At 38.7% G+C, this 20,726-nt stretch carries 16 protein-coding genes; 11 read left to right on the top strand and 5 right to left on the bottom strand.

Annotated elements, in window-relative coordinates:
* Positions 1–140 precede the first annotated feature (140 nt).
* The 7 genes from H5183_RS01345 to H5183_RS01315 all read left to right on the top strand — a co-directional run bounded on the left by H5183_RS01345 (position 141) and on the right by H5183_RS01315 (position 12,041).
* Positions 141–1,625, top strand: coding sequence for a serine hydrolase (locus H5183_RS01345; protein WP_182730717.1), 1,485 nt, complete (start codon positions 141–143; stop codon positions 1,623–1,625).
* A 158-nt stretch (positions 1,626–1,783) separates the two neighbouring features.
* Positions 1,784–3,061 (top strand): efflux RND transporter periplasmic adaptor subunit, encoded by a 1,278-nt coding sequence (locus tag H5183_RS01340; protein ID WP_145240305.1) that lies wholly within the window; start codon positions 1,784–1,786, stop codon positions 3,059–3,061.
* Complete coding sequence (locus H5183_RS01335; RefSeq protein WP_182730716.1) at positions 3,058–3,813, top strand: ABC transporter ATP-binding protein; 756 nt, start codon at positions 3,058–3,060, stop codon at positions 3,811–3,813. Before H5183_RS01340 ends, H5183_RS01335 begins: the two co-directional genes overlap by 4 nt.
* Before the next feature lies 1 nt (position 3,814).
* Positions 3,815–6,268: an ABC transporter permease gene (locus H5183_RS01330; RefSeq protein WP_149982235.1), complete on the top strand. Its 2,454-nt coding sequence runs from the start codon at positions 3,815–3,817 to the stop codon at positions 6,266–6,268.
* A 66-nt stretch (positions 6,269–6,334) separates the two neighbouring features.
* Positions 6,335–7,720 (top strand): sigma-54 dependent transcriptional regulator, encoded by a 1,386-nt coding sequence (locus H5183_RS01325; RefSeq protein ID WP_145240299.1) that lies wholly within the window; start codon positions 6,335–6,337, stop codon positions 7,718–7,720.
* Positions 7,721–9,004 (top strand): PAS domain-containing sensor histidine kinase, encoded by a 1,284-nt coding sequence (locus H5183_RS01320; RefSeq protein WP_182730715.1) that lies wholly within the window; start codon positions 7,721–7,723, stop codon positions 9,002–9,004. It begins immediately after the preceding gene.
* 88 nt (positions 9,005–9,092) lie between these two features.
* Positions 9,093–12,041: a DUF3857 domain-containing transglutaminase family protein gene (locus H5183_RS01315; protein WP_182730714.1), complete on the top strand. Its 2,949-nt coding sequence runs from the start codon at positions 9,093–9,095 to the stop codon at positions 12,039–12,041.
* 419 nt (positions 12,042–12,460) lie between these two features.
* Here H5183_RS01315 and ylqF read toward each other — a convergent pair whose 3' ends face one another.
* The 3 genes from ylqF to H5183_RS01300 form a co-directional block, all read right to left on the bottom strand.
* Positions 12,461–13,414 carry a ribosome biogenesis GTPase YlqF gene (gene ylqF / locus H5183_RS01310; RefSeq protein WP_145240293.1) on the bottom strand — a complete coding sequence of 318 codons (954 nt, stop codon included), beginning with the start codon at positions 13,412–13,414 and terminating at the stop codon, positions 12,461–12,463.
* Between the two features lie 202 nt (positions 13,415–13,616).
* Positions 13,617–15,086 (bottom strand): L-histidine N(alpha)-methyltransferase, encoded by a 1,470-nt coding sequence (locus H5183_RS01305; protein ID WP_182730713.1) that lies wholly within the window; start codon positions 15,084–15,086, stop codon positions 13,617–13,619.
* Positions 15,083–16,492, bottom strand: coding sequence for a sodium:solute symporter family transporter (locus H5183_RS01300; RefSeq protein WP_182730712.1), 1,410 nt, complete (start codon positions 16,490–16,492; stop codon positions 15,083–15,085). The genes H5183_RS01305 and H5183_RS01300 overlap by 4 nt, the downstream gene beginning before the upstream one ends.
* Before the next feature lie 345 nt (positions 16,493–16,837).
* Between H5183_RS01300 and H5183_RS01295 the strand changes: the two genes are divergently transcribed.
* The 4 genes from H5183_RS01295 (at position 16,838) to H5183_RS01280 (ending at position 19,608) form a co-directional block, all read left to right on the top strand.
* Positions 16,838–17,962: a hypothetical protein gene (locus H5183_RS01295; RefSeq protein ID WP_182730711.1), complete on the top strand. Its 1,125-nt coding sequence runs from the start codon at positions 16,838–16,840 to the stop codon at positions 17,960–17,962.
* Positions 17,963–17,988: 26 nt separating this feature from the next.
* Positions 17,989–18,561 carry a hypothetical protein gene (locus tag H5183_RS01290; RefSeq protein WP_182730710.1) on the top strand — a complete coding sequence of 191 codons (573 nt, stop codon included), beginning with the start codon at positions 17,989–17,991 and terminating at the stop codon, positions 18,559–18,561.
* Positions 18,558–18,899: a hypothetical protein gene (locus tag H5183_RS01285; RefSeq protein ID WP_182730709.1), complete on the top strand. Its 342-nt coding sequence runs from the start codon at positions 18,558–18,560 to the stop codon at positions 18,897–18,899. The genes H5183_RS01290 and H5183_RS01285 overlap by 4 nt, the downstream gene beginning before the upstream one ends.
* Before the next feature lie 88 nt (positions 18,900–18,987).
* Entirely contained in the window at positions 18,988–19,608 is a 621-nt protein-coding gene (locus tag H5183_RS01280; RefSeq protein ID WP_182730708.1) for a hypothetical protein, read from the top strand.
* A gap of 67 nt (positions 19,609–19,675) precedes the next feature.
* Here the strand turns inward: H5183_RS01280 and H5183_RS01275 are convergent, their stop codons facing one another.
* Together H5183_RS01275 and H5183_RS01270 are read right to left on the bottom strand one after the other, a co-directional pair.
* Positions 19,676–20,140: a hypothetical protein gene (locus tag H5183_RS01275; RefSeq protein WP_220496237.1), complete on the bottom strand. Its 465-nt coding sequence runs from the start codon at positions 20,138–20,140 to the stop codon at positions 19,676–19,678.
* Position 20,141: 1 nt separating this feature from the next.
* Positions 20,142–20,723, bottom strand: a complete 582-nt coding sequence (locus tag H5183_RS01270) for a type II toxin-antitoxin system MqsA family antitoxin (RefSeq protein ID WP_182730706.1) — start codon at positions 20,721–20,723, stop codon at positions 20,142–20,144.
* Positions 20,724–20,726: the final 3 nt, after the last annotated feature.

Below are 20,726 nucleotides of genomic sequence, written 5' to 3'. Positions count from 1 at the left end.
ATGGGAATTTCCCAAGTCCGAAAAAACACAAAACACATAAATTTCAACACTTTACACTTTGGCATGCTCCTCGCTTTAGTGCTCACATCAAAAACTATCTAAGCAAAAAATAGATACAAATGAACACTAAGGACAACATCGTGTACACAGCTTGCAAAAAATTAGCAAAAAAATTAATCCTACCAGCCATAACCCTTCTATCGGCCGCTTTCTGCGCCTTTTCAGCACATGCAGATGAGCTCGACCAATGGGTTGTTGAGTTAATGCAAAAAAGAAATATTCCGGGGTTACAACTCGCTGTTGTTCGAAATAATAAAATAATTAAAGTTGCCAGCTACGGAGTTGCAAATATTGAAGATAATATTGCCGTTGATGCCAATACTCTATTTGCAATTAATTCTGCAACAAAAGCCTTTGTTGGTGTAGCTCTAATGCAGCTTGTTGAGCAAAAGAAATTAGATCTCGATGCGCCTATTGCTAATTACCTACCAGAGCTGCCAACTCAGTGGCACGCTATAACAACAAGAGAGTTAATGAGCCATACCTCAGGCTTACCTGACATAATAAAAGATGAAATTGCTAATTTAATCTCAGATCAAGGACCCGATGATGCGTGGCAACAAGTACAAACTAAGCCATTAGAATTCGAAACCGGCACTCGCTTTAAATATAACCAAACAAACTACGTCATTATTGGTCAGTTAATTAACAAGCTAGCGGGGATCCCATTTCAGCAATTCATAGCGAAAAATCAGTTACAGAAAACTGAAATGAGCCGAACACTTGAAGCTGGCTTTAGTAATCTCAACAATGTTGTAAAGCACTCGGCTAGACGGTACGAAAGCCAAGCTAATGAACTTATAAATTCCAGAGAAGCCATTTTCTCTGAACTGTTACAAACCGCCGCAGGCATGGCCTCAACAGCAACAGAATTAGCAAATTGGCTAGTGGCATTACAAACAAATCAGTTTATTAGTGCACAAAGTATTCAGCAAATGTGGTCCCCGACCCGCCTAAAAAACGGTCATACTCAAGGCTTTAATCAGCGTTTAAATGGTTATAGTCTTGGCTGGCCAGTTATGGGCCGAGAAGAGCATCCTGCATTAGCTGCGGTAGGTGGTAACAGAGCGGGTATCTTTGTTTACCCTAAAGATAATATGTCGATTGTCATCTTAACTAACTTAATTGGCGCACTGCCATCGCAATTTGTAGATGAAATTGCAGGCTTCTATATCCCGCAAATGAAACAAGAGAATGGCTTTGGTTTACCCAAAAATATTAAACGCTTATGGCAAGTTCTTGAAGTACAAGGCTATGGAAATGCAATTACAGCTGCCGCTCAATTAAGTAAAGATGAGCAGATTCAATTTACCGAAAACAATATTAACTTATGGGGTTATTCGCTTATTAACCAAGACAAACTCAATGAAGCGTTAGCGGTTTTTAAGCTTAACACGCACCTTTATCCACATAGTTACAATACCTTTGATAGCTTAGCAGAAGCGTACTGGTATCTCGGTGACCACCAACAAGCAATCGCCAATTATAACCATGTACTTAAACTCCAGCCTGATAATACTCATGCGAAAAAGCAGCTGACTAAATTAGCAAAAATTAATCAGTAAACTCGCTTTTAAATTATCCCACTTTTGATTTATACATCCCAGAAGTGGGAAAAACTGCATTAACAAAAAACATAAAAACAATTAGAATCAATAATTTAAATTTTGGCACACTCCTCGCTACCGTGTTTATTAGTTATAAACATAAAGAAATATAACCTATGGATATAGATAGCACCTTAAAACGCAGCACCAAACCGAGTCAGCGTAAAAAACTCATATTTGGCACCTTACTTATTAGCATAGCGCTTATTATTTGGCTGATTTACTCATGGCTAGCACCTACCACATTGGCGGCTAATCAACTGCAAATAGCCACCGTAACTCAAGCTGATTTTGTAATAAAAATACGTGGCTTTGGCCGTTTAAAATCAAAGTATCAGCGTTATTTAACCAATACCGATAGCGCCATGGTCGAAGCTATTCATGTATACCCCGGCACCCGCGTCAATAAAGACACCGTTATTTTAACCCTGGTAAATCCACTACAAGCGCAACGTTTATCAGTCGCACGGCTCGAATTGGCAAGACAAAAAGCCAGCGCTAACGAACAAATAATCAATCAAAAGAGTCAGCTATTAGAGCGCCAAGCAAGCCTGACTATTTTAAAAAGCGAGCTTGAAAGTGCCCAACTGCGTGCACAGGCCGAAAGTAAATTAATCGAGCAAGGCATTGTTTCAAGCCTTGATTACAAGCGCAGTTTATTAACCGTGAAGCAGCTAGAGCAACGTGTTGATATTGAAAAGCAACGCTTAGTCCAATTAGCCGATATGCACCATCAGCGCAGCAAAATTCAACAAGAGCTATTAAGCCAGTTTGAATTGAACTATCAAGTACAACAGCAAGCCTTTGATGACTTACAGGTCACCGCCGGCATTGACGGCATGCTGCAAGAGCTTAATGTTGAGCTTGGTCAAAACCTTACACCAGGTACACGGCTCGCCATAGTAGGCTCAGATACCGCTCTCAAGGCTGAGCTTAGTGTGCAACAAAGCGATGCAGAAAAAATAGCTTTAAATATGCCAGCAAGAGTAAACACGTTTAGCACGGGTAATAGTGGCGAAGTAATCGCAACTGTCACCCGTATTGACCCTATCGTCAGTGATGGCCGCGTGATGATTGAACTTGATTTAACAGGTTCGTTGCCAGCTAACGCACGCCCAGATTTAAGTATTGAAGGGTATGTAATAAGCCACGTTATACCCAATGCACTCACCGTTAACTTACCCACCAAAGTGCAAGCCGATACTGACGCTACACTTTTTAAACTTAACCCGACTACCCATTTAGCACACCCCACGCAAATTGAATTTGGTACACTCAGTGATAACAAAATTCAACTGCTGAGCGGCGCTAAAGTGGGTGAACAGCTGATCATTTCAGATCTCTCTAAATGGCAGCATTTGGCAACTATAAAAATAGAACAGGAAAGTTTATGAACACCAATACACTTATCTCATTAAAAAATATCGCCAAGGTTTATCGCAGCCAAAATGTTGAAACCTACGCCCTCAAAAATATCGACCTTGAAATAAATCAAGGCGATTATATTTGCATTAGTGGCCCATCAGGTTGTGGTAAATCAACGCTGTTATCTTTACTTGGCTTGCTAGACAGCCCTACCGAGGGGCAATATTTTATTAAAAACGTCGATACCAAAACCCTCGACATGGACCAACAGGCAGAGCTGCGTAATTTACATATTGGCTTTATTTTTCAGTCATTTAATTTAATAGATGAACTTTCGGTGTTTGATAACGTAGCATTGCCGCTGACCTATCGTGAGCCTGCTATGAGCCAAGCTGATATTCAGAGCGCAGTAAAGCATGCTCTTGATGAGGTTGAAATGGGGCACCGCATCCAACATAAACCTAATCAGCTCTCTGGTGGGCAACAACAACGTATTGCTATTGCCCGCGCCCTTGCCGGTAAACCCAGTATTTTATTGGTTGATGAGCCAACCGGTAACCTTGACTCTAAAAATGGTGATGCAGTGATGGACTTGCTCGACGCACTGAATCAAAAAGGCACTACCATTTGTATGGTAACCCATGATTTACGTTACGCAGGACGCGCAAAAACTCAGCTAAAACTACTCGATGGCGAAATTATCTCGTATTCGCAAGCACGCCAAGATACGCACACTGAAAATACCAGCGCTGTATCCGCTGATACTGCCGAGGTGATTTAACATGAGCCGTTTAACTAAAACACGTAGTCAACTGCGCTTGGCGTGGGCATCACTGATGAACGCACCGGGGTTTGTTACCGCCGTTGTAGCCACCTTGGCGCTCACTCTCGCGACGTTATTTGTAGTGCTAAGCCTAGTAAATAGTTACTTTTTAAAACCCCTTGATGTATTTGACGAAACCCGCATGGTGGTGGTTGAGCAAAGCCTAACCTATGACGACTACGATGCAGTTGGCTTTCAAAGTTATCAATCTATGGTGCACTGGCTTAAAAACAATCAAAGCTTTGAGCAAGCTTTTATGATGAATGCCGCTGAAAATGTTTTTTTATACTTAGACGGCCAACCAAAAAAGGATGTGCTGTATGTCGGTGGTGAATATTTTGAGCTCCTACATACTCCTTTTTTACTCGGACATGGCTTTAAAAAGGGCGGAACTTTAGAAGAAGCTGATAATAGCGCGGTCATTTCAGAGAAGTTCTGGAAAGAACATTTTAATAGTGACCCTGATGTAATTGGTAAGCCCTTAAAAACAGCCAGTGAGATTGAAGGTGATGGGCATATAATAACGGGGGTTGTAGCGGCTAATTTCAGCCCACCTTACATGATTAAAGCGGGCTCTGTTGATGTGTGGTATCCAACCAGTTCTGACCGTCGATTTTTCCATAATGATGACTGGCAAAGCCCGTGGACCAACACGTTTAGAAACTTAAAACTGATTGCAGTATTAAAGCCTGGCGTCACTAACGAGCAAGTAAAAACCGACTTAAAAGCCCAAATTGATAACATTAAATCTGAGTGGCTCAATAATGGCGGCATTACTGATGTAAAGCCCGTTGTAACACCGTATCGTGAAGTTGAGCTTGGCAATAACGATCAACTTAGTTTAATGATGCTTGCAGGCGCGGTGGGGCTATTGGTCATCGCTGTACTAAACGTCAGCACCTTGTTTTTTTCACGCGCGTTAGCACAGCATAAAACCTTAGCGCTGCAAGCTGTACTGGGCGCAAAACGTAAAACTTTATTTAGCAGCATTTTACTGCAATCACTCATTTTAATGAGTATATCGGTCAGCATTGCACTGTTTTTATCTATTTGGGGCATTCGGTTATTCAAAGTACTTGCAGAAGGACGCTTGCCACTGGTGAACAGCTTGGCTGTTGACCTTAATTTGGTGCTGATAGCGGTAGTTATGTGTATTGCTTTAGCGTACATATTCTCAGTGATCACTGCACGTTTAGTTAACTACAAAACCTTAAATAGCCAAATGCAAAACAGTGGCAAAGGCGGCGTGTCGCAAGTATCTGGTCGTACTGTGCGTATACTAATTGGCACACAAATGTTTGTGGCAGCCTTATTAGTTAGCTTTTCAATTATGATTGTTAGCAAAGCACTCGACACCATTAATCGCCCACTGGGTAGCGACACTGAAAACCTGTACTTTGCACAGTTATTTCAAACCAATAACAATGCAACACTGGCTGAGCGCTACGAGCAAATTAAGCAGTATCAAAAAGTATTACAAAATAGCGAAGGCATTAAAGATGTTGCTCTTGGGCAAAGCCCAGTATCCGCAAGACAAAATGCCAATACCCTAACCGATGTTGCAGGTAAAAGCTCAATCTTCTTTCCAAGCCAGTGGGTCGGGCCTGATTACTTTGATTTAGTGGGCACAAAAATACTCGCTGGGCGTACTTTTAGTGAGCAAGCAATGCGCGGTGAAACTAACGAGTTATTGGTATCTATCAGTGTCGCTAAATGGCTATTACCCGACCAGGAGTACACAAATGTTATCGGTAAAAGCTACAAAGGCCTTGAAGATAAAATGTTTGAAATTGTCGGTATAACGGAGGACTTTAACCACCCTAAATACTACGACGAATCATTTGGTCGGCACATGTGGTGGCCCGCACAGCCTTGGAGCTATATGTTTGTTATTGAAACAGAGCAAGGTGTTGAGCTGACCAGCAAGCAAGTTTTAAGTTTATTAAGAAAAGCCAATAGTCACTTAACTTTATGGCAATTTAGAGACTTACAACAAGAGTACGATGATTTATTGTATATGAGCCACCTAACAGTAGCACTGTGTAGTACCTTGGCATTATTTACTCTATTATTAGCAGCAATAGGTATCTTTGGCGTGCTGAGCTATAACCTAGGTCTGCGCCGTTATGAGTTTGGTATTCGCATGGCGCTCGGCGCTAAAAAGATACGCTTATTTAAATTAATGAGCAAAGAGGCGGTGATCCCTGTGCTGGTTGGCTTTGCCCTTGCAATAATAACCGTGTTAGCTGGTTATTTTATACTTCAAGAACAGCTAATGTCATGGCTAATCATGGATGTCCGGCTGCAATTAATGGCATGGACAATTACCTTAATTATTGCCATGTTCGCGTGTTTTAGGCCATTATTACTGTTAATTAAAGCAAAACCCATGGCTGCGCTTCGTAACGACTAAGCAATATGATGTGATAACCAAGCAAAAGTAAAGCAATTTGCTTTTGCTTGAAACAAGAAGAACAAAATGGACACAATTTTAGTTATCGACGACCAAGCCGATGTACGCATGGCGGCCATCGTGGCATTAAATCAAATTGGCTATCAGTGCATTGAAGCACAAGGCCCAGAGCAGGCGCTGGAAATAATCAGCAGCACAGCTATAAGCCTTATTTTGCTTGATATGAACTTTAAACTCGACACCACATCCGGCGCTGAAGGACTGCGATTTTTACAGCAACTGCAGACCCTGAGCGCTAATATCCCGGTGGTAGTCATGACCGCATGGGCAAGCGTTGATGTTGCTGTAAAAGCCATGCAGTTGGGTGCGGTCGATTTTGTTGAAAAGCCATGGAACAACCTGCGCTTAACTGCGGTGGTACAACAGCAGCTGAAACAACAAAAAACCAACCACGACAATGCTTGTTTAAAAGCATTGCATAGCACCAGCGATGCTAATTACATTGCCCTGTCAGCCACTATGCAACAGTTATTAGCCCGAGCTAAACGCGCAGCCCAAACCAATGCCAGCATTTTAATTACTGGCGAAAATGGCACTGGCAAGAGCCTCTTAGCACATTACATACATCAACATTCAAACCGCAGTGAGCAACGCTTCGTTAGCGTAAACATTGGTGCTATTGCCCCATCATTATTTGAAAGTGAATTATTTGGTCATAAAAAAGGCGCTTTTACTGATGCCAAAGAAGACCGCTTAGGCCGCTTTGAAATAGCCAATAGCGGTACCTTATTTTTAGATGAAATAGCCACTTTGCCGCTGGAGTTGCAAAGTAAAATGCTGCGCGTACTCGAAAGCCAAGAATTTGAAGTGCTCGGCTCCAGTCAAACCAAAATTGCCGACGTTCGTATTATTGCTGCAACCAATGCAGAGCTTGCCAAAGCGATTGAAGAGGGCGAATTTCGCCGCGATTTGCTGTTTCGACTCAACACCATTGAACTACACATTCCGCCCCTGCGCGAACGCCCGGAAGATATCGTTGAGCTGGCTAATCACTTGTTGGCAACACACAGTAAAAAATATCAGCGCAGCGGCATGACACTGACTGGCGAAGCGACGCTGGCGCTTACCCAGTACCATTGGCCTGGTAATGTAAGAGAGCTTAGCCATTGTGTTGAGCGAGCCGTGATTATGAGCGACAACGACAATATTGGCGCCTGTGATTTAATTCTTGCACAACCCAGTAGTGAAGCAAGCATCAGCCATAGCGCAGCAGCCAATCAATCATTACCGCTATTACCGCTGGAGGAGCTAGAAAAACAAATGATCCAAAAAGCACTGGCTGAATTTAATGGCAATGTTATTGCTGCTGGGGAATTTTTAGGATTAAGTAAATCAGCTATTTACAGGCGCATCGATAAGCATCAGCTTGATTTAAAAGAAGCAGACAGTTAAATGCCAACCAACCAGTCACTTGAACAGCACCTTAAACGCTACCTTTATTTGATGGTTTTTATCCTGCTGACGTTATGTATTTTGCTTACGATCAGCTGGGATTTAGATTGGTTTGCCAGTATCAGTATATTATTGCCGTTGGTCACTCTAACGGTACTTGCGGCGCTAAAAAGTTATCGGCTAGTTACTGATGTACTCGATCGGTTTGGCTTACAACTTGATGCCCTTGCGAATAACGAAAGCAATAGCTGGCACTTAGCCAAATACCAAGGTGGGCGCATTACAAGCTTAAAAGCCGACTTTAATAAACTCAGTAACAAAATTGCTAAAAATAAACGTCATTACATACAAACCGAAGAGTTTGTATTTGAGTTTGTTGGCATGCTTGATTTACCCATTGTTATTTTAGACCCGCACGGATTAGTCTATTTCACTAATCAAGCATTCTTAAATAGTTTAACCACTCCTGACGTTGCAGGTTTAACAGCAAATAATCTCGGCCTCATATATAACCAAGGCATGTGGCAACAACATGATGATTCATGTTTTGAGCAGCGTTTTCATATCTCATCACAAACATTTTGGCGTGCAGGGCGAAGCTACGAATTACTGACATTATTTTCGATTGAGCAACAACTACGTAGCAACGAGCAACAAGTATGGCAGCGATTAATACGCGTACTTAATCATGAAGTTAGAAACTCCCTCACACCGATTTACTCAATGAGTCAGTCTCTTCAGATCATGAAGCAGCAAGGACAGATCAGTAATGCACCTGATTTAGCCAGCGACATGCTACAAGTGATTGAAAAACGCGCCCAGCATTTGCTCGACTTTGTAGCCAGTTACAGTGCCTTTTCACAGCTGCCTGCCGCTAATAAGCAAGCCGTAACCACAGAACAAATCAATCTGAGATTACATGCCTTATTTCCACAGTTAGTTATTCAAGCAACTGAACCTCAGCACTTCAATGTAGATTTAGGCCAGTTAGAACAAGCACTGATCAACCTAATTAAAAATGCCTTTGAAGCCGGAGGTAGAAGCGCACCTACTCTTAGCTGGCAACAACATAAAGATAAAGTTGTTATTAAGCTGCTCGATAACGGCACTGGTATTACAAATCCTGAAAACCTATTTGTGCCTTTTTATTCAACAAAAGCGCAAGGCGCAGGGATCGGTTTAGTGATCAGCCGCGAACTCATTCGTAATCAAGGTGGTCAGTTACAATTATTAGCCAATCCTGAAGGTCAAGGTACTCGTGTATTAGTTACCTTACCAAGATAATGCCCTGTATTTTATTGGCTTATAAGCCATAGCTTGGTAATCTAACAACAATAGGGACACTTAAAACCAGCCAAAAAGAAGAACAATAATGAAATGGACTCAATTAACGAGCCTCACACTCAGTGTGTGTTTTTTAGTTATAAGTTTTTATAGCACCAGCCAAGAATACCAAATCCAAGCTGCAGATGATTGGGTGAAACAACAGCCACTGATTAAAACGGAAATCCCAGTCAACCAAATCGTCGATGGTACTTATTACCGATTACTTGATACCCAAATAAAAGTATCTGCTCAACATCCTCAGCAGCGCTACACGCGTACTGTGATGCAGGCGGTGAACCAAACTGGCATCGATTACATTAGCCAACTTAATTTAGACTTTGATCCCAGTTATCAAACCCTCACACTCAATAGTCTTGGCCTTATCCGAGATGGGCAATACATAAATAAACTCGCTAGCGCACAATTTAAGGTCTTACAACGAGAAACCGAATTAGCCAATGGAATTTACAACGGCAGCCTAAGTTTAAATATTATTGTTGATGATATGCGCATTAACGACCAGCTCGATTACAGCTTTACGATTACTGGCCGCAACCCTATTTACCAACATTTTAGCGCGTCTCGCACATTAAACTGGTCGGTACCGGTGGCGCAACAATTTATGCGTGTGTTATGGCAAAAACCCACACCACTTTATATCAATACAATTAACGGCGAGGTTGACATAAAAGACACCCCGCTCGCTGTTGGTCATGACTATCAAATCAGCTTACACAATCAAGCAACAATCACATCTTCAAGCCAAACACCATATTGGTATAACCCGTATAAACAGGTTTTTTTCTCTGAATTAAAATCATGGCAGGAAGTTGCTAACTGGGCAGCCCCTTTATATCAATCCGCAATAGAAGTAACAGATCCTGTAACACTCATTGCCGATGAAATAGCCATGCATAATCCACAAGCCTCCGATCGTATCGCCGCTGCATTAAAATTCAGTCAAGACGAGGTTCGTTATTTAGGCTTGGAGATGGGTACTAACTCCCACCAACCAACGTCGGCATCTGAAACTCTGGCACTTCGTTATGGTGATTGTAAAGACAAAACCGTACTGCTAATTTCATTACTTAAAGCAATGGGGATCAAAGCCTATCCTGCATTAGTGAACACTGACGAAGGTAAACGGTTAATTGAACTACCAGCCTCAGCACAAATATTTGATCATGTCATTGTCACGCTTGAGCATGCAGGTCAACGTTATTGGCTAGATCCAACAATAAACTATCAAACCGGAACTTTAGCGCATTTAGCACAACCAAATTATGGTTATGCATTGATTGTTAAACCTTTTGAGCAACAGCTTACAAAAATGAGTCCCCCTGTCGATGGTATTACAATTAAAACGCATGATAACTACACCATAGCTCTTAAACCTGAACAGCCAACAACATTTCAAACTAGTTACATATATAGCCAGTTTGATGCTGTAAATAGACGCAGTTCATTAGCCCGCAATGGACTCGATAAAATAGCGAAAGATTACCTAGAATATTACCAAGGCTATTTTCAAGGCATAGCCATTGATAAGCCGATGACGGTAACTGAGAATACAAATAACGGCGAGCTGTTAAGTGACGAGTTTTACCTTATTAATGATTTTTGGCAACCTGACGACGAAGGACTCAGAGCTGACTTTTATGCCTCAGAGATACAAAATAGCGTTTACGAACCCGATCAAATTAATCGCACAACGCCGCTGTATTTTAAGTACCCAAATAATATTGAAACAACGATTAAAATAAAATTTGAAGAACCAAATTGGCACTTTGATAATAAGCAAAGTGAAATTGATAATGCGTTCTTTAATTTCAAAAAGAATATCCACTTTACGGACAATATATTAACACTCGATTTTTCATTTAGCGCCAAACAAGATCATATTCCAGCTGATCAGATTAAACTGTACCTGAGCGAACGAGACAAGCTAATCGACAATGCGCAGTTTGGCATTGTTAAATATGTAACTGCAGATACCACTAGCAGTTTTGATTTAAACGATAATTGGATCATTGTAGTATTACTTGCTTACCTGCTCGCACTGATATTTTTTATTGTGGCATGGCGTATCGAGTCAGCAAAGCGCCCAACATTTAGTGATGCGCAGTTTTACCCAGTTACTAATGCAAAGTTTATTCTTTATAGTATTTTTACTTTAGGACTTTTTATTAACTACTGGAGTTATCGCAACTGGAAAGCAATTAAAATACAGCAAAATAGTCATATCATGCCGATTGCTCGCGGGATTTTCGCGATATTTTTTTATTACTCTTTATATTTAGAGCTAGTTGCACACAGCCAAACGCAGCACAATAAAAATAAAATCATGCCAAACGTCTTGGCAATTATTGCGTGGTTACTGGTTATTTTGGCAAGTCTCATGACCCGTATTGACGAAGCAACTACTATAGCTATTTGTATCCTGCCATTTTTATGGCTGCCATTAGTTAATTACATTCAACACCTAAACCAATCATCTGACGCACTTGCATACAATTCTAAATGGCGAGTAAGAAATATAGTTATCGCCATAATCTGGGTACCTATTTTATTTTTAAGCTTACTGGAAGAAGTCTATTTATTACCGAGTACCGCTATCGTAAAAGGCGATAAATTGTGGTCATTTCAAATGCAATTCTTAAAACGCCATCAATTAGTACCTATTGATGAAGATGTTTTATATTTTTACAGCGATGCGTGGGTAGATTTTCGTAACGACGGCAATGGTATAAGCGACAACTACATTTTTAGCTATTGGCAAAATGAACAAGGCCAACTTGAATCAAACTTAAAACACTTTAAGGATGTTACTAGCGTCGAAGTCACTTATGGCAGAACACAACTTGATAATACAGTGATTAAAGTTATCGACAAACAAGGCGAGCACTTTTTACTTATAGTTAATAGCGAAGGAAGCAAAGATAAAGAATTGGTAGAACAAATAAATAACCGCATTGCAAGTAATAAGACGCCATAAGCATTAGCAATGCAAAATAATCTAATATCAGCAAGAAGTCGGGCTGTGTAATATTAATGCCAACAAAGTGCTTTATTTGTTGTTTTTATCAGCAAATAAAATAAATGAGAATTATTTGCAAATGAGTGTTGACAGATCACAAGATCTAACTGATAATCAATATCAACAAGACGCAAAGCACAACGACTTGTACGGAATAAACTGATTTGTTTCTCGACCCTGAAACACGTGTGGCGCACGTAAACAGCTAAGGTTACCTGTTACTAACCGCAACGCCCCTTGATGTTGGTGACAGGTAACCGCCCTACTATTTTACTTGCTACATTGCTCATATCGGTGACGGTAGATATGAAACTAAAAAAGCCCTTACGGGCTTTTTTTATGTCTGTAATTTAGTGAGCTAACCAGTGGAAAAACAATTACCGGCGGTTTTTACGTGCTCGTGCTCGACGTTGTTTTTTCTCTTCTTCTTTAGCGGCTTTTTTAGCCTCAGCCGCAGCACGAAGCCCTGCAACCATCACTTCTTCTTCTTCACGCATAGCTGGAGTTTCCATAGTGATACGACCAATTATGCCATCGCGTAATTCATTAATTAGAATTTCTGACATTTTATAAGTATCAATTTGGTTACCACCACGAATACAACCACGCTTTTTACCCGCCATTTCAACAAATTCCCAATCATTTTCAGGTAATTCATCAATTTTATAACGCGCTTTTAAAAGTTCAGGATACGCCCGCAATAGATATTCAGCGGTGTAACTAGCGACTTCTTCATATTCAAGTGCGGTATCACGTATCGCACCTGTAGCACCTAAACGGTAGCCTGAGTTTTCATTTTCAACTTTTGGCCACAACATACCCGGTGTGTCGTAAAGCATGATGCCGTCTTCTAGCTTAATACGTTGCTGCGCTTTAGTAACCGCCGGTTCGTTGCCTGTTTTCGCAACAATACGACCCGCTAACACATTAATTAACGTAGATTTACCCACGTTAGGAATACCCATGATCATGGCTTTAATTTGCTTATCAGCACCGACTTTGTGTGGTACTAATTTTTTACACAGTTCATTAATACGATGAACTTCAGCCGCTTTATCATTACCAAACGCAATCGCTTTTACGCCATTTTCTTGCTCAAAGTAATCCTTCCACGTTTGCGTCATTTTAGGATCGGCTAAATCAGCTTTATTCAAAATTTTGATGACCGGCTTACCTTCACGCAACGTCGCCACCATCGGGTTTTCACTACTGTAAGGAATGCGCGCATCAAGCACTTCAATGATCACATCCATTTGTGGCATTATTTCTTTAATTTCATTACGGGCTTTATTCATATGCCCAGGGAACCACTGTATTCCTGCTCTACTCATTTGATTTATATGACCTTTAATTTCAGGCCTTAGGCCATGGGTACTAATGTGGGTACTAAAAGTGAAACTATGCTTTTGTACTTTTCGTAATGATGAGAGTTTACTAAAAAATCTACGAAACTACCCGTGAAAAAGAAATTATTGATCACTAATAAATAACTGATACACCTTAAATTCAGTTTAGCTTCCAGAGCCAATAAGTTTAGCGAGTCGCTTCTCGCTTAAAAACAACTTGACAGTAACTCTCATCCCCATGGGATATATTGTTAATATATTCAAACCTATACTTCTTAGCAAATAAAATGAGCTCATCAAGGTCATATCTTGTGCTTTTAAATAACTCAACTCTTTCTTTACTTTCCAACTCTACAGATGCAACTGGAGTTAATGAGCCTTTTACATCTGAAGATTCATTATCCTCAAGCACATCCAACTTCCATGTCTTCATTACATTTTCAACAAGGTTATTCTTTTGATTAAAAACACCGCATAAAGATTGAATAGGAATTTTTAATAAGTCCATAACTTCATCTGACTTATATTCTTCAATTAACTGATCTTTTAGTCTACCAATATCTTCTGCTCTTCCTGAAGTTGGCACAATACCAATACCAAGAACTAGCATATCGCCTTCGTTACATTGAGAAGCAAGAAGTTCAAATACTGCTTTTTCAGATAAATTCCCTAAAGTACCACCCGGAATAAACCAACAATAATTTTTCCCCTTCTTCTTTAGCCATAAGTCACTTAATTGAAAAATATCACATTCTAAAAACTTAAAATCAATATAACTTGATAAAACATTCAGATTTGTATTTATACGTTCTTCTATAAAATTAATTGAATAACTTAGCATATATGAGCTAGTGTCAATCAATGCATGTAATATAGGTTTTTTTGGTGTTATTTCGTTGATTATACTTGAAGTTATTATTAGATCTTTTTCTGGTGCCCCCCCGCCAGTGAGCACTATACACCCATCAAAATCTTTTGAATTTATTAAACTTTTCCAATGACTAGTTTTAACAAACTTTTTTAACGTTCCTTTGCAAGCATCAAACCCCTCATACAGAGGGTGTTCGATTATTTGCTGCCAGCGCAAAACTGATTCTGGGGTCTGATAAAAAGCAGACTGGTCTAGGGAGTTATTAAAAAAAGCCTGTTCAATCGTTTTCTTTTTCTCACCACTTTTATGATATATGGCGAACCAACTAGCGCTTTTAGGTACTTCAATATTTAAATTAAGGTTTTGACTCGGTTCATCGAACTGTTTGGTAATGAGATTTAATTCAGACTCTATACACTTTTCAATTAGCTTATCTTCGATTTCATGATTATTGATTGCACTTCTTACTCTTTCCAGCCCTTCCACAGGTAAAGCTCTCATAAAATCAATTAGGTCGCCATAAACAATCTGATTTCCAAATACTTCTTCATCTAAACCTAACTCAATAGATAAAACTTTAAAAAAGTGAATATATTTATTATTTCGTTTTAAGAGAGGCCGGCCAGGTTTGCCCCAGCGATATTTATAAAAATCTATTAATCCCTCTAGTGTGAAATTAAAGTTCCCTTGATCATAATATATCCTCACAATTACTTGTTCATCGCTCATCTCATTATAAAGGAGCCTGACTATCTCCTTCTTACTTTTCCAATCTTTAACACTCATTTAATAGCCCTTTTTTGTATGAAATATATCACTAAAGACATAAAAACAGCAGGTACTATTTCATTGACCGAGCTCGTGTAAGGGCCCAGCTTCCAAACCACTGAAGTACATAAACCTGAAAGACTAATAATAAATATTTCTTTAGCAGTAATTTTTATTTTATTAATAATTATTAGCATAGGAACTGCAATTGCCGCTCCCAAAAATGAAACTGAACTAATCGCAATATCAAAAACACTATTACCTTTAAACTGCCATGCCAAAAGCATTGTTGTTATACCTATTATGAATGAGAACACAGTAATAGGATCTTTAGATAGATGTTTACTTTTTATAAACTCCATGTCATGTACTATCGTCTGTGAAAGAGTAATTAATAGTGAATTTGTGGAAGCAGCTATAGTTGCAAATATGTCAGCTATGATTATCCCTGTTATAATGTAATGAAAATTATTTACAAAAAATATTGCCAGACCTTGTTCAGGATCTTGTAAATCAGTTTCGACCCCCCTAAGAAGCATCCCAAAAACAGTCATCGCAATCCACGTGAATTGAACAAAAAAGATATATATCCACTTGGCTTTAGCTGTTTCTTCCGGCGATGAGCCGGACATATATCTGGTAACTATCTGTGGCTGCCCTAAACCAAAACCTATCGCAGCAAAACTATAACCAATGATAAAACTAATAGTGCTGAATAAAGTCATAGAACCAAATATAGAAAAAAAACTATCATCTAATATTTTTATATTTTGTTCAAATGCTGCTGGGTTAACATTAATCACATAAATAACGCCAAATAACGCCAGGATTGTCCCAATGAAACGAATTATAGCTTGAAAGCTATCCGCATATACAGAACCTTTAAAACCTCCAATTACACTGTATATAATTATAGTAATAGCAAAGATACTAAACGACAGCCATGTACCAAATTCAAAGGTTCCATTTAAAAACTTTTCCCCCGCAATCCATTGCGAGCTTAAGTAACCACTCAAACAAACAACAACTAAAATAGAAACGTAATACTTTAAATATCGTCGCTCATCGCTGCTGCCTACAACACCTTGCTCAATAATTTGAGACATTGTCTGAGCCTTACTGGATATTGCTAAACTATTTATTTTTGACGGACAGGTTCTCCAAAATAAAACGTCTCCTAACAACCAAGCTATAGGTAAAAGAACCCATTGCATTCCATATAAGTACCCAAGTCCAACAGCTCCTGTTACAACAAAGCCACTATTAGCAGTTGCACCAGCACTAAGCCCAATCATCCACTTATTGAGTTTATTACTTGCTAGCCCATTTGAAGTGTCAGCAGAAGTATGCTTTCTACCTATGTATGCAGCAATAACTGTCAAGATAAGTGAAATAACAAAAACGGTTAATATACCTAGATCCATAAGACCCTCTTTTTTTTATAAAAAAATAAAATAATATAACGACACCTAGCTTACGAGTACTTTTTTCGGAGTTTTTCGTTTTAATTTGTTTTTTTTATATACAAGAGCCCATCACACAGGACCAACCAGACAAGAAAAACGAAAAAGTTTTTTGTATGTCTTTAACTAATTTTTTTAAATTAAACCGAGACTATCCGAAATAGCTACACGCCTATTCAAAAACCTCACTAGCTCTCTAAATCAACACATGCAAAATTAGAAGTGTCATTTATTTGTTTAAGAAATAAAGAGCAAGAAGTTAATTTTAGAATTGACATTTTGATTTGAAATCAAGGGGTAATCATCATGAAAACTAGCTATTCGCGACCAAATAAAAACCATGCCATACACGATCCATACACTGTTAATAAGGGGATGCTAGTTAACTCGATTATTTTCTTTGGGGTAGTGCTATTACTATCCTTAATTGTTGTGAGCTTTATTTTTGAAGTAGTTGCAGCATTACAAATTTTTGCTATATCACCAGCCGTAACTATTACCCTTGTTTTAGCTTGTAATGCTTTCAAAACATTAGTTCCTCTGTTTATTGCTGTATCAAAAGCAGTAAACCCAAGAAAAACTGTAATTCTTCCCCATTTAATACGAATAATGTTAATCGTCTTTTCAGCCCTGATGACCTTGCTATTGCTGACGACATGGTTATCTGCACCGAATGCTGAACAAATAAAAAAATATGACCTTGATATTCTAAAGAAAAATTATCAGGAACAAACCGTACTGCTCGATGCAAAGGCAGCTGCAAAAAAAATAGCCATTAACAGCAAGTTTGAAGCGCAAGCTGAACTCATCAAAGAACTAGCGATTCATGGCAGTAAAACGTTAACTTCAAATATTACTACTGAAGCAAAGAATGTTATTAACGGCATATCTGATGGGCCCCGTGTGGCCGCTTTAGAAAGAGTAAAGAAAGCTGACTTAAACTATGCAATAGCTTCACTTGATAAAGCGATGGAAGATAAAACATCACTATTAAACAAAAGCATAGAAAAAATAGATGCTGAGCGTGCTCTTCTTTTTAAAGAATTTAAATTGGCCCAAAACAGTATCTTAGATAAAAACTACTTTGATGACGATCGCTCAAAACTAGCAATTATTCTCGACCTAAAAAGGGCTTTGCAGACATTTGACTGGGATATGCAGTATTTATCTATCGTATGGCTTTTTTCCTTGCTTGTTACAGTGATGCTTGAAGCCCTAATAATTTATCTTTCTAGCTGGTTAGCTAATACCTATAAGCAAGGGATTAGTCGCTATATTGAGCGAAAAGAACAAATGGAAGAGGCAGCCTTATTCAACGTCACTGAGACAACTAAATTTTCAGCTCAAGCCCAACAAGCAAAAGCAGAGGCGAAACACTCAATGGAAGATATTTACGATGAAATGGAAGCAACCAGTAAAACCTTTATTTAGCACCCAAAACCAACGGAGTAAACGTTATGAACGATTCAAATAGTAATCTCAAAAATAACCCGCTTTTTGACACAGAAATAGGACAGGAAATAGGCGATTCAGCCTCTAAATACAATGAGCTGGAGAAAACGCATTTAGGCAATGGAATGCTAAGTCGAATATTCCCCAGCAGTGTGGCTAAAAAACTAATTGAATGTGAAGTTCAATTAGCTGAACAAGAGGTTATGTGTAGAAAACGAATACATGGAGTCGTACGAGAGTTTGAAGCACAAATGGTAACAGAGACAGCTAATTCTGTTTTAGAATCAGGAAAGTCGGCTATCAGAAAAAGACTTGGTGAAGACTTTCAAAGAATGTCTGACGAATTGGCTGAAAACCTTTCGAAAATAGATGATGCATTTGAAAAGAACTGCTTGAGTGAGATGGAAAAAATCGAGCAATGCGCAATCCCATTAATGCAAGAGATGAGAAAGAAAGCTTTTCAAGAAAAAATTGAAAACCATTTCAGAGTTCAGTCTCTTTTAATTGCACGCTTTAATGATATTTTAGACGAAAGAATTGGTATGTTGTCTGGCAAAACTAAAGGTTCAATATTATGAAATCTCTAGTGCTTCTTTTATGTACTTCACTTTTAGGGTGCGGCGGGTATGTCGATAACTTAAACACTGAAAATACACAAATTAGCGAAGTAAAAGCTAACCCAAATTACTTTTTCGATAAGGACATATTAATTGAAGGTAAGGTTGTAGATGCAACGAAAGTATTGAACTTTAAGCTTTTTAAAGTACAAGATAGCAGCGGTAATATTTGGGTTTTAACTGAAAACAGCATACCTAAAGAGGGGCAAACTATTAAAATTATAGCGAGCTTTGATGTCTTAGCTTCATTTAAGGAACACACTTTCGGCATATATGTACAGGAAAAAAAGCGCCTATAAACACTAATCTTTGATATTTACAACAGACCCGTTTTGTTGAAGTCGTATACTTTTCAGGATGGGTTTTTTTTGACTAAAGAGAAGCGAAATGAATTTATTTAATCAAATTGAAAGCCTAGCTAAGCGTTTTATAAAGCCTAACATAAAGTGCTTAATGTTAATCGATGGTGATAACCTATCCCCAAAGACAATATCCTCTATAATTTCTCATGAAGTAATGAACTATAATTTAAAGATTGAAATTTTTTGCACTATTGAAAGCTCATCTAGATGGATTAAATCTGAACAATTTTCAAAAGCAAATTTTTTATTGGTCAAAACAGAACCTCAAGAAGCTGATCTTAGAATAAAATCTAGGGTTATTGAATTGGCATTTATGAAAAGTAAAGAAGCCAAATTAACTAAAATTTACTTTGCCAGTAATGATAAAACTTTTATTGAAGATGTTAGTCATTTATCTCAAAAATTTGATGTTACTTATATTTCACAACACTCTTTGTGTAGTAACACTAACTTGAAGACCATTAATACGACTCATAATTTGACCCTAAATGAAAAGCAATTAATAAAATTATCAATGCCACTCTTTAATGTTGGTATCATATTAAAAAAAAATGGTGTGACCTATCAAGGCAAACTCACTAAATATTTAACTTATCAAGGGTTTAAAGTTAGCAATGGAATTATTACTAGCGTGCCTTACAATTAAATTTAACCTAGCACACACTTGATACCAAATATTAGCAGTGTGCTAGGTTAAACTAATTATCATGCTGTTATTCTAATACATCTTGGTTTTGAGCTATTTGCATCATTGGCAGTGATATACGAGGTAGCCTCATTCGCTCGCACTGAGCAGAAAGTAGTTCTCTCCAGTAAGGCCAAACATGATAACTAACATTATTAAGAGCAAATTCGTCTAAGCACTCAGGGCCTATTTCAGCCTTCAGTAAATACTCCGCGACAAACTCGCTTTCTATTAAAGCTAGCATGTCAGCATCTTCGCTTTCCTCTTTGACCCACTTCACTCCTACTTCGACAAACACACGAAATAATAAATCACCATCGTCATTTTGAATCGTTTCAGACTTTGTTACTAAGTGCTTGCTCTGAATGATGCAGCCATCTAGATTAGAGTACTTTGGATCAAAGCCATCGCTACATTGTGCATTCACATTGCGCACGTATAAGTCTTGAATTTGTAAGTTTTCAATCGCTTTTTGTAAAGTGTCTTTATTCATTTTAGCCAACTGCCTGTAACTGTGACTGCGTATAACCTTGGCCGCCTTTAAGCGTATTAGAGCTAATAACTGTCACTTTTTGACGAGGTTTTTCACTGCTAACTACCGATTGAGTGAAAGAGGTCCAACTCCATTTATGAGTTGGTACAGGGCGAATTCGTGCTTCTTTGTATGTATGAGTATGATTTAAGTACTCAAAGGCTGCCGGTACATCATGCGCAACTCGCAATAGCTTATCCATTGCCTCAGACTGAGTTACGTCATCAGCTTCGTATTTTGAAAAGGCGACCGGGCCACCACCAAAAATACGAGCGGCTTCGGCTTGTGTTAAACCAAGAGTATTACGTAATTCTTTTAACTGACTACCTGTAAGTAAACCATCGACTTCTTTTTTAAACGCGATCATCAATCTTTTATTTGTACGCGATTGTTCAGGCAGAGTTATTTCAGAACCACAGCAATCACACTCGCTGTAATGCATTGGCAATTCTTTATGAGTATTTTTATATTCAACAGGGTTAGAACCAACATGAGCGTGTAACTCACCCTCTTCACATATTGAACATACAGAAGTATTTTTCATTTT

Source organism: Pseudoalteromonas sp. SR44-8 (assembly GCF_014163635.1).
Classification (GTDB): domain Bacteria; phylum Pseudomonadota; class Gammaproteobacteria; order Enterobacterales; family Alteromonadaceae; genus Pseudoalteromonas; species Pseudoalteromonas rhizosphaerae.
The sequence above is the reverse complement of the archived record's forward strand: the minus strand, read 5'-3'. Positions and strand labels throughout refer to the sequence as shown.

What these genes read in the sequence shown, in the direction of transcription:
- H5183_RS01340 (WP_145240305.1), top strand. Translation starts at nt 1,784, where the DNA reads ATGGATATAGATAGCACCTTAAAACGCAGCACCAAACCGAGTCAGCGT.
- H5183_RS01335 (WP_182730716.1), top strand. Translation starts at nt 3,058, where the DNA reads ATGAACACCAATACACTTATCTCATTAAAAAATATCGCCAAGGTTTAT.
- H5183_RS01330 (WP_149982235.1), top strand. Translation starts at nt 3,815, where the DNA reads ATGAGCCGTTTAACTAAAACACGTAGTCAACTGCGCTTGGCGTGGGCA.
- H5183_RS01325 (WP_145240299.1), top strand. Translation starts at nt 6,335, where the DNA reads ATGGACACAATTTTAGTTATCGACGACCAAGCCGATGTACGCATGGCG.
- H5183_RS01320 (WP_182730715.1), top strand. Translation starts at nt 7,721, where the DNA reads ATGCCAACCAACCAGTCACTTGAACAGCACCTTAAACGCTACCTTTAT.
- H5183_RS01315 (WP_182730714.1), top strand. Translation starts at nt 9,093, where the DNA reads ATGAAATGGACTCAATTAACGAGCCTCACACTCAGTGTGTGTTTTTTA.
- ylqF (WP_145240293.1), bottom strand. Translation starts at nt 13,414, where the DNA reads ATGAGTAGAGCAGGAATACAGTGGTTCCCTGGGCATATGAATAAAGCC.
- H5183_RS01305 (WP_182730713.1), bottom strand. Translation starts at nt 15,086, where the DNA reads ATGAGTGTTAAAGATTGGAAAAGTAAGAAGGAGATAGTCAGGCTCCTT.
- H5183_RS01300 (WP_182730712.1), bottom strand. Translation starts at nt 16,492, where the DNA reads ATGGATCTAGGTATATTAACCGTTTTTGTTATTTCACTTATCTTGACA.
- H5183_RS01295 (WP_182730711.1), top strand. Translation starts at nt 16,838, where the DNA reads ATGAAAACTAGCTATTCGCGACCAAATAAAAACCATGCCATACACGAT.
- H5183_RS01290 (WP_182730710.1), top strand. Translation starts at nt 17,989, where the DNA reads ATGAACGATTCAAATAGTAATCTCAAAAATAACCCGCTTTTTGACACA.
- H5183_RS01285 (WP_182730709.1), top strand. Translation starts at nt 18,558, where the DNA reads ATGAAATCTCTAGTGCTTCTTTTATGTACTTCACTTTTAGGGTGCGGC.
- H5183_RS01280 (WP_182730708.1), top strand. Translation starts at nt 18,988, where the DNA reads ATGAATTTATTTAATCAAATTGAAAGCCTAGCTAAGCGTTTTATAAAG.
- H5183_RS01275 (WP_220496237.1), bottom strand. Translation starts at nt 20,140, where the DNA reads ATGAATAAAGACACTTTACAAAAAGCGATTGAAAACTTACAAATTCAA.
- H5183_RS01270 (WP_182730706.1), bottom strand. Translation starts at nt 20,723, where the DNA reads ATGAAAAATACTTCTGTATGTTCAATATGTGAAGAGGGTGAGTTACAC.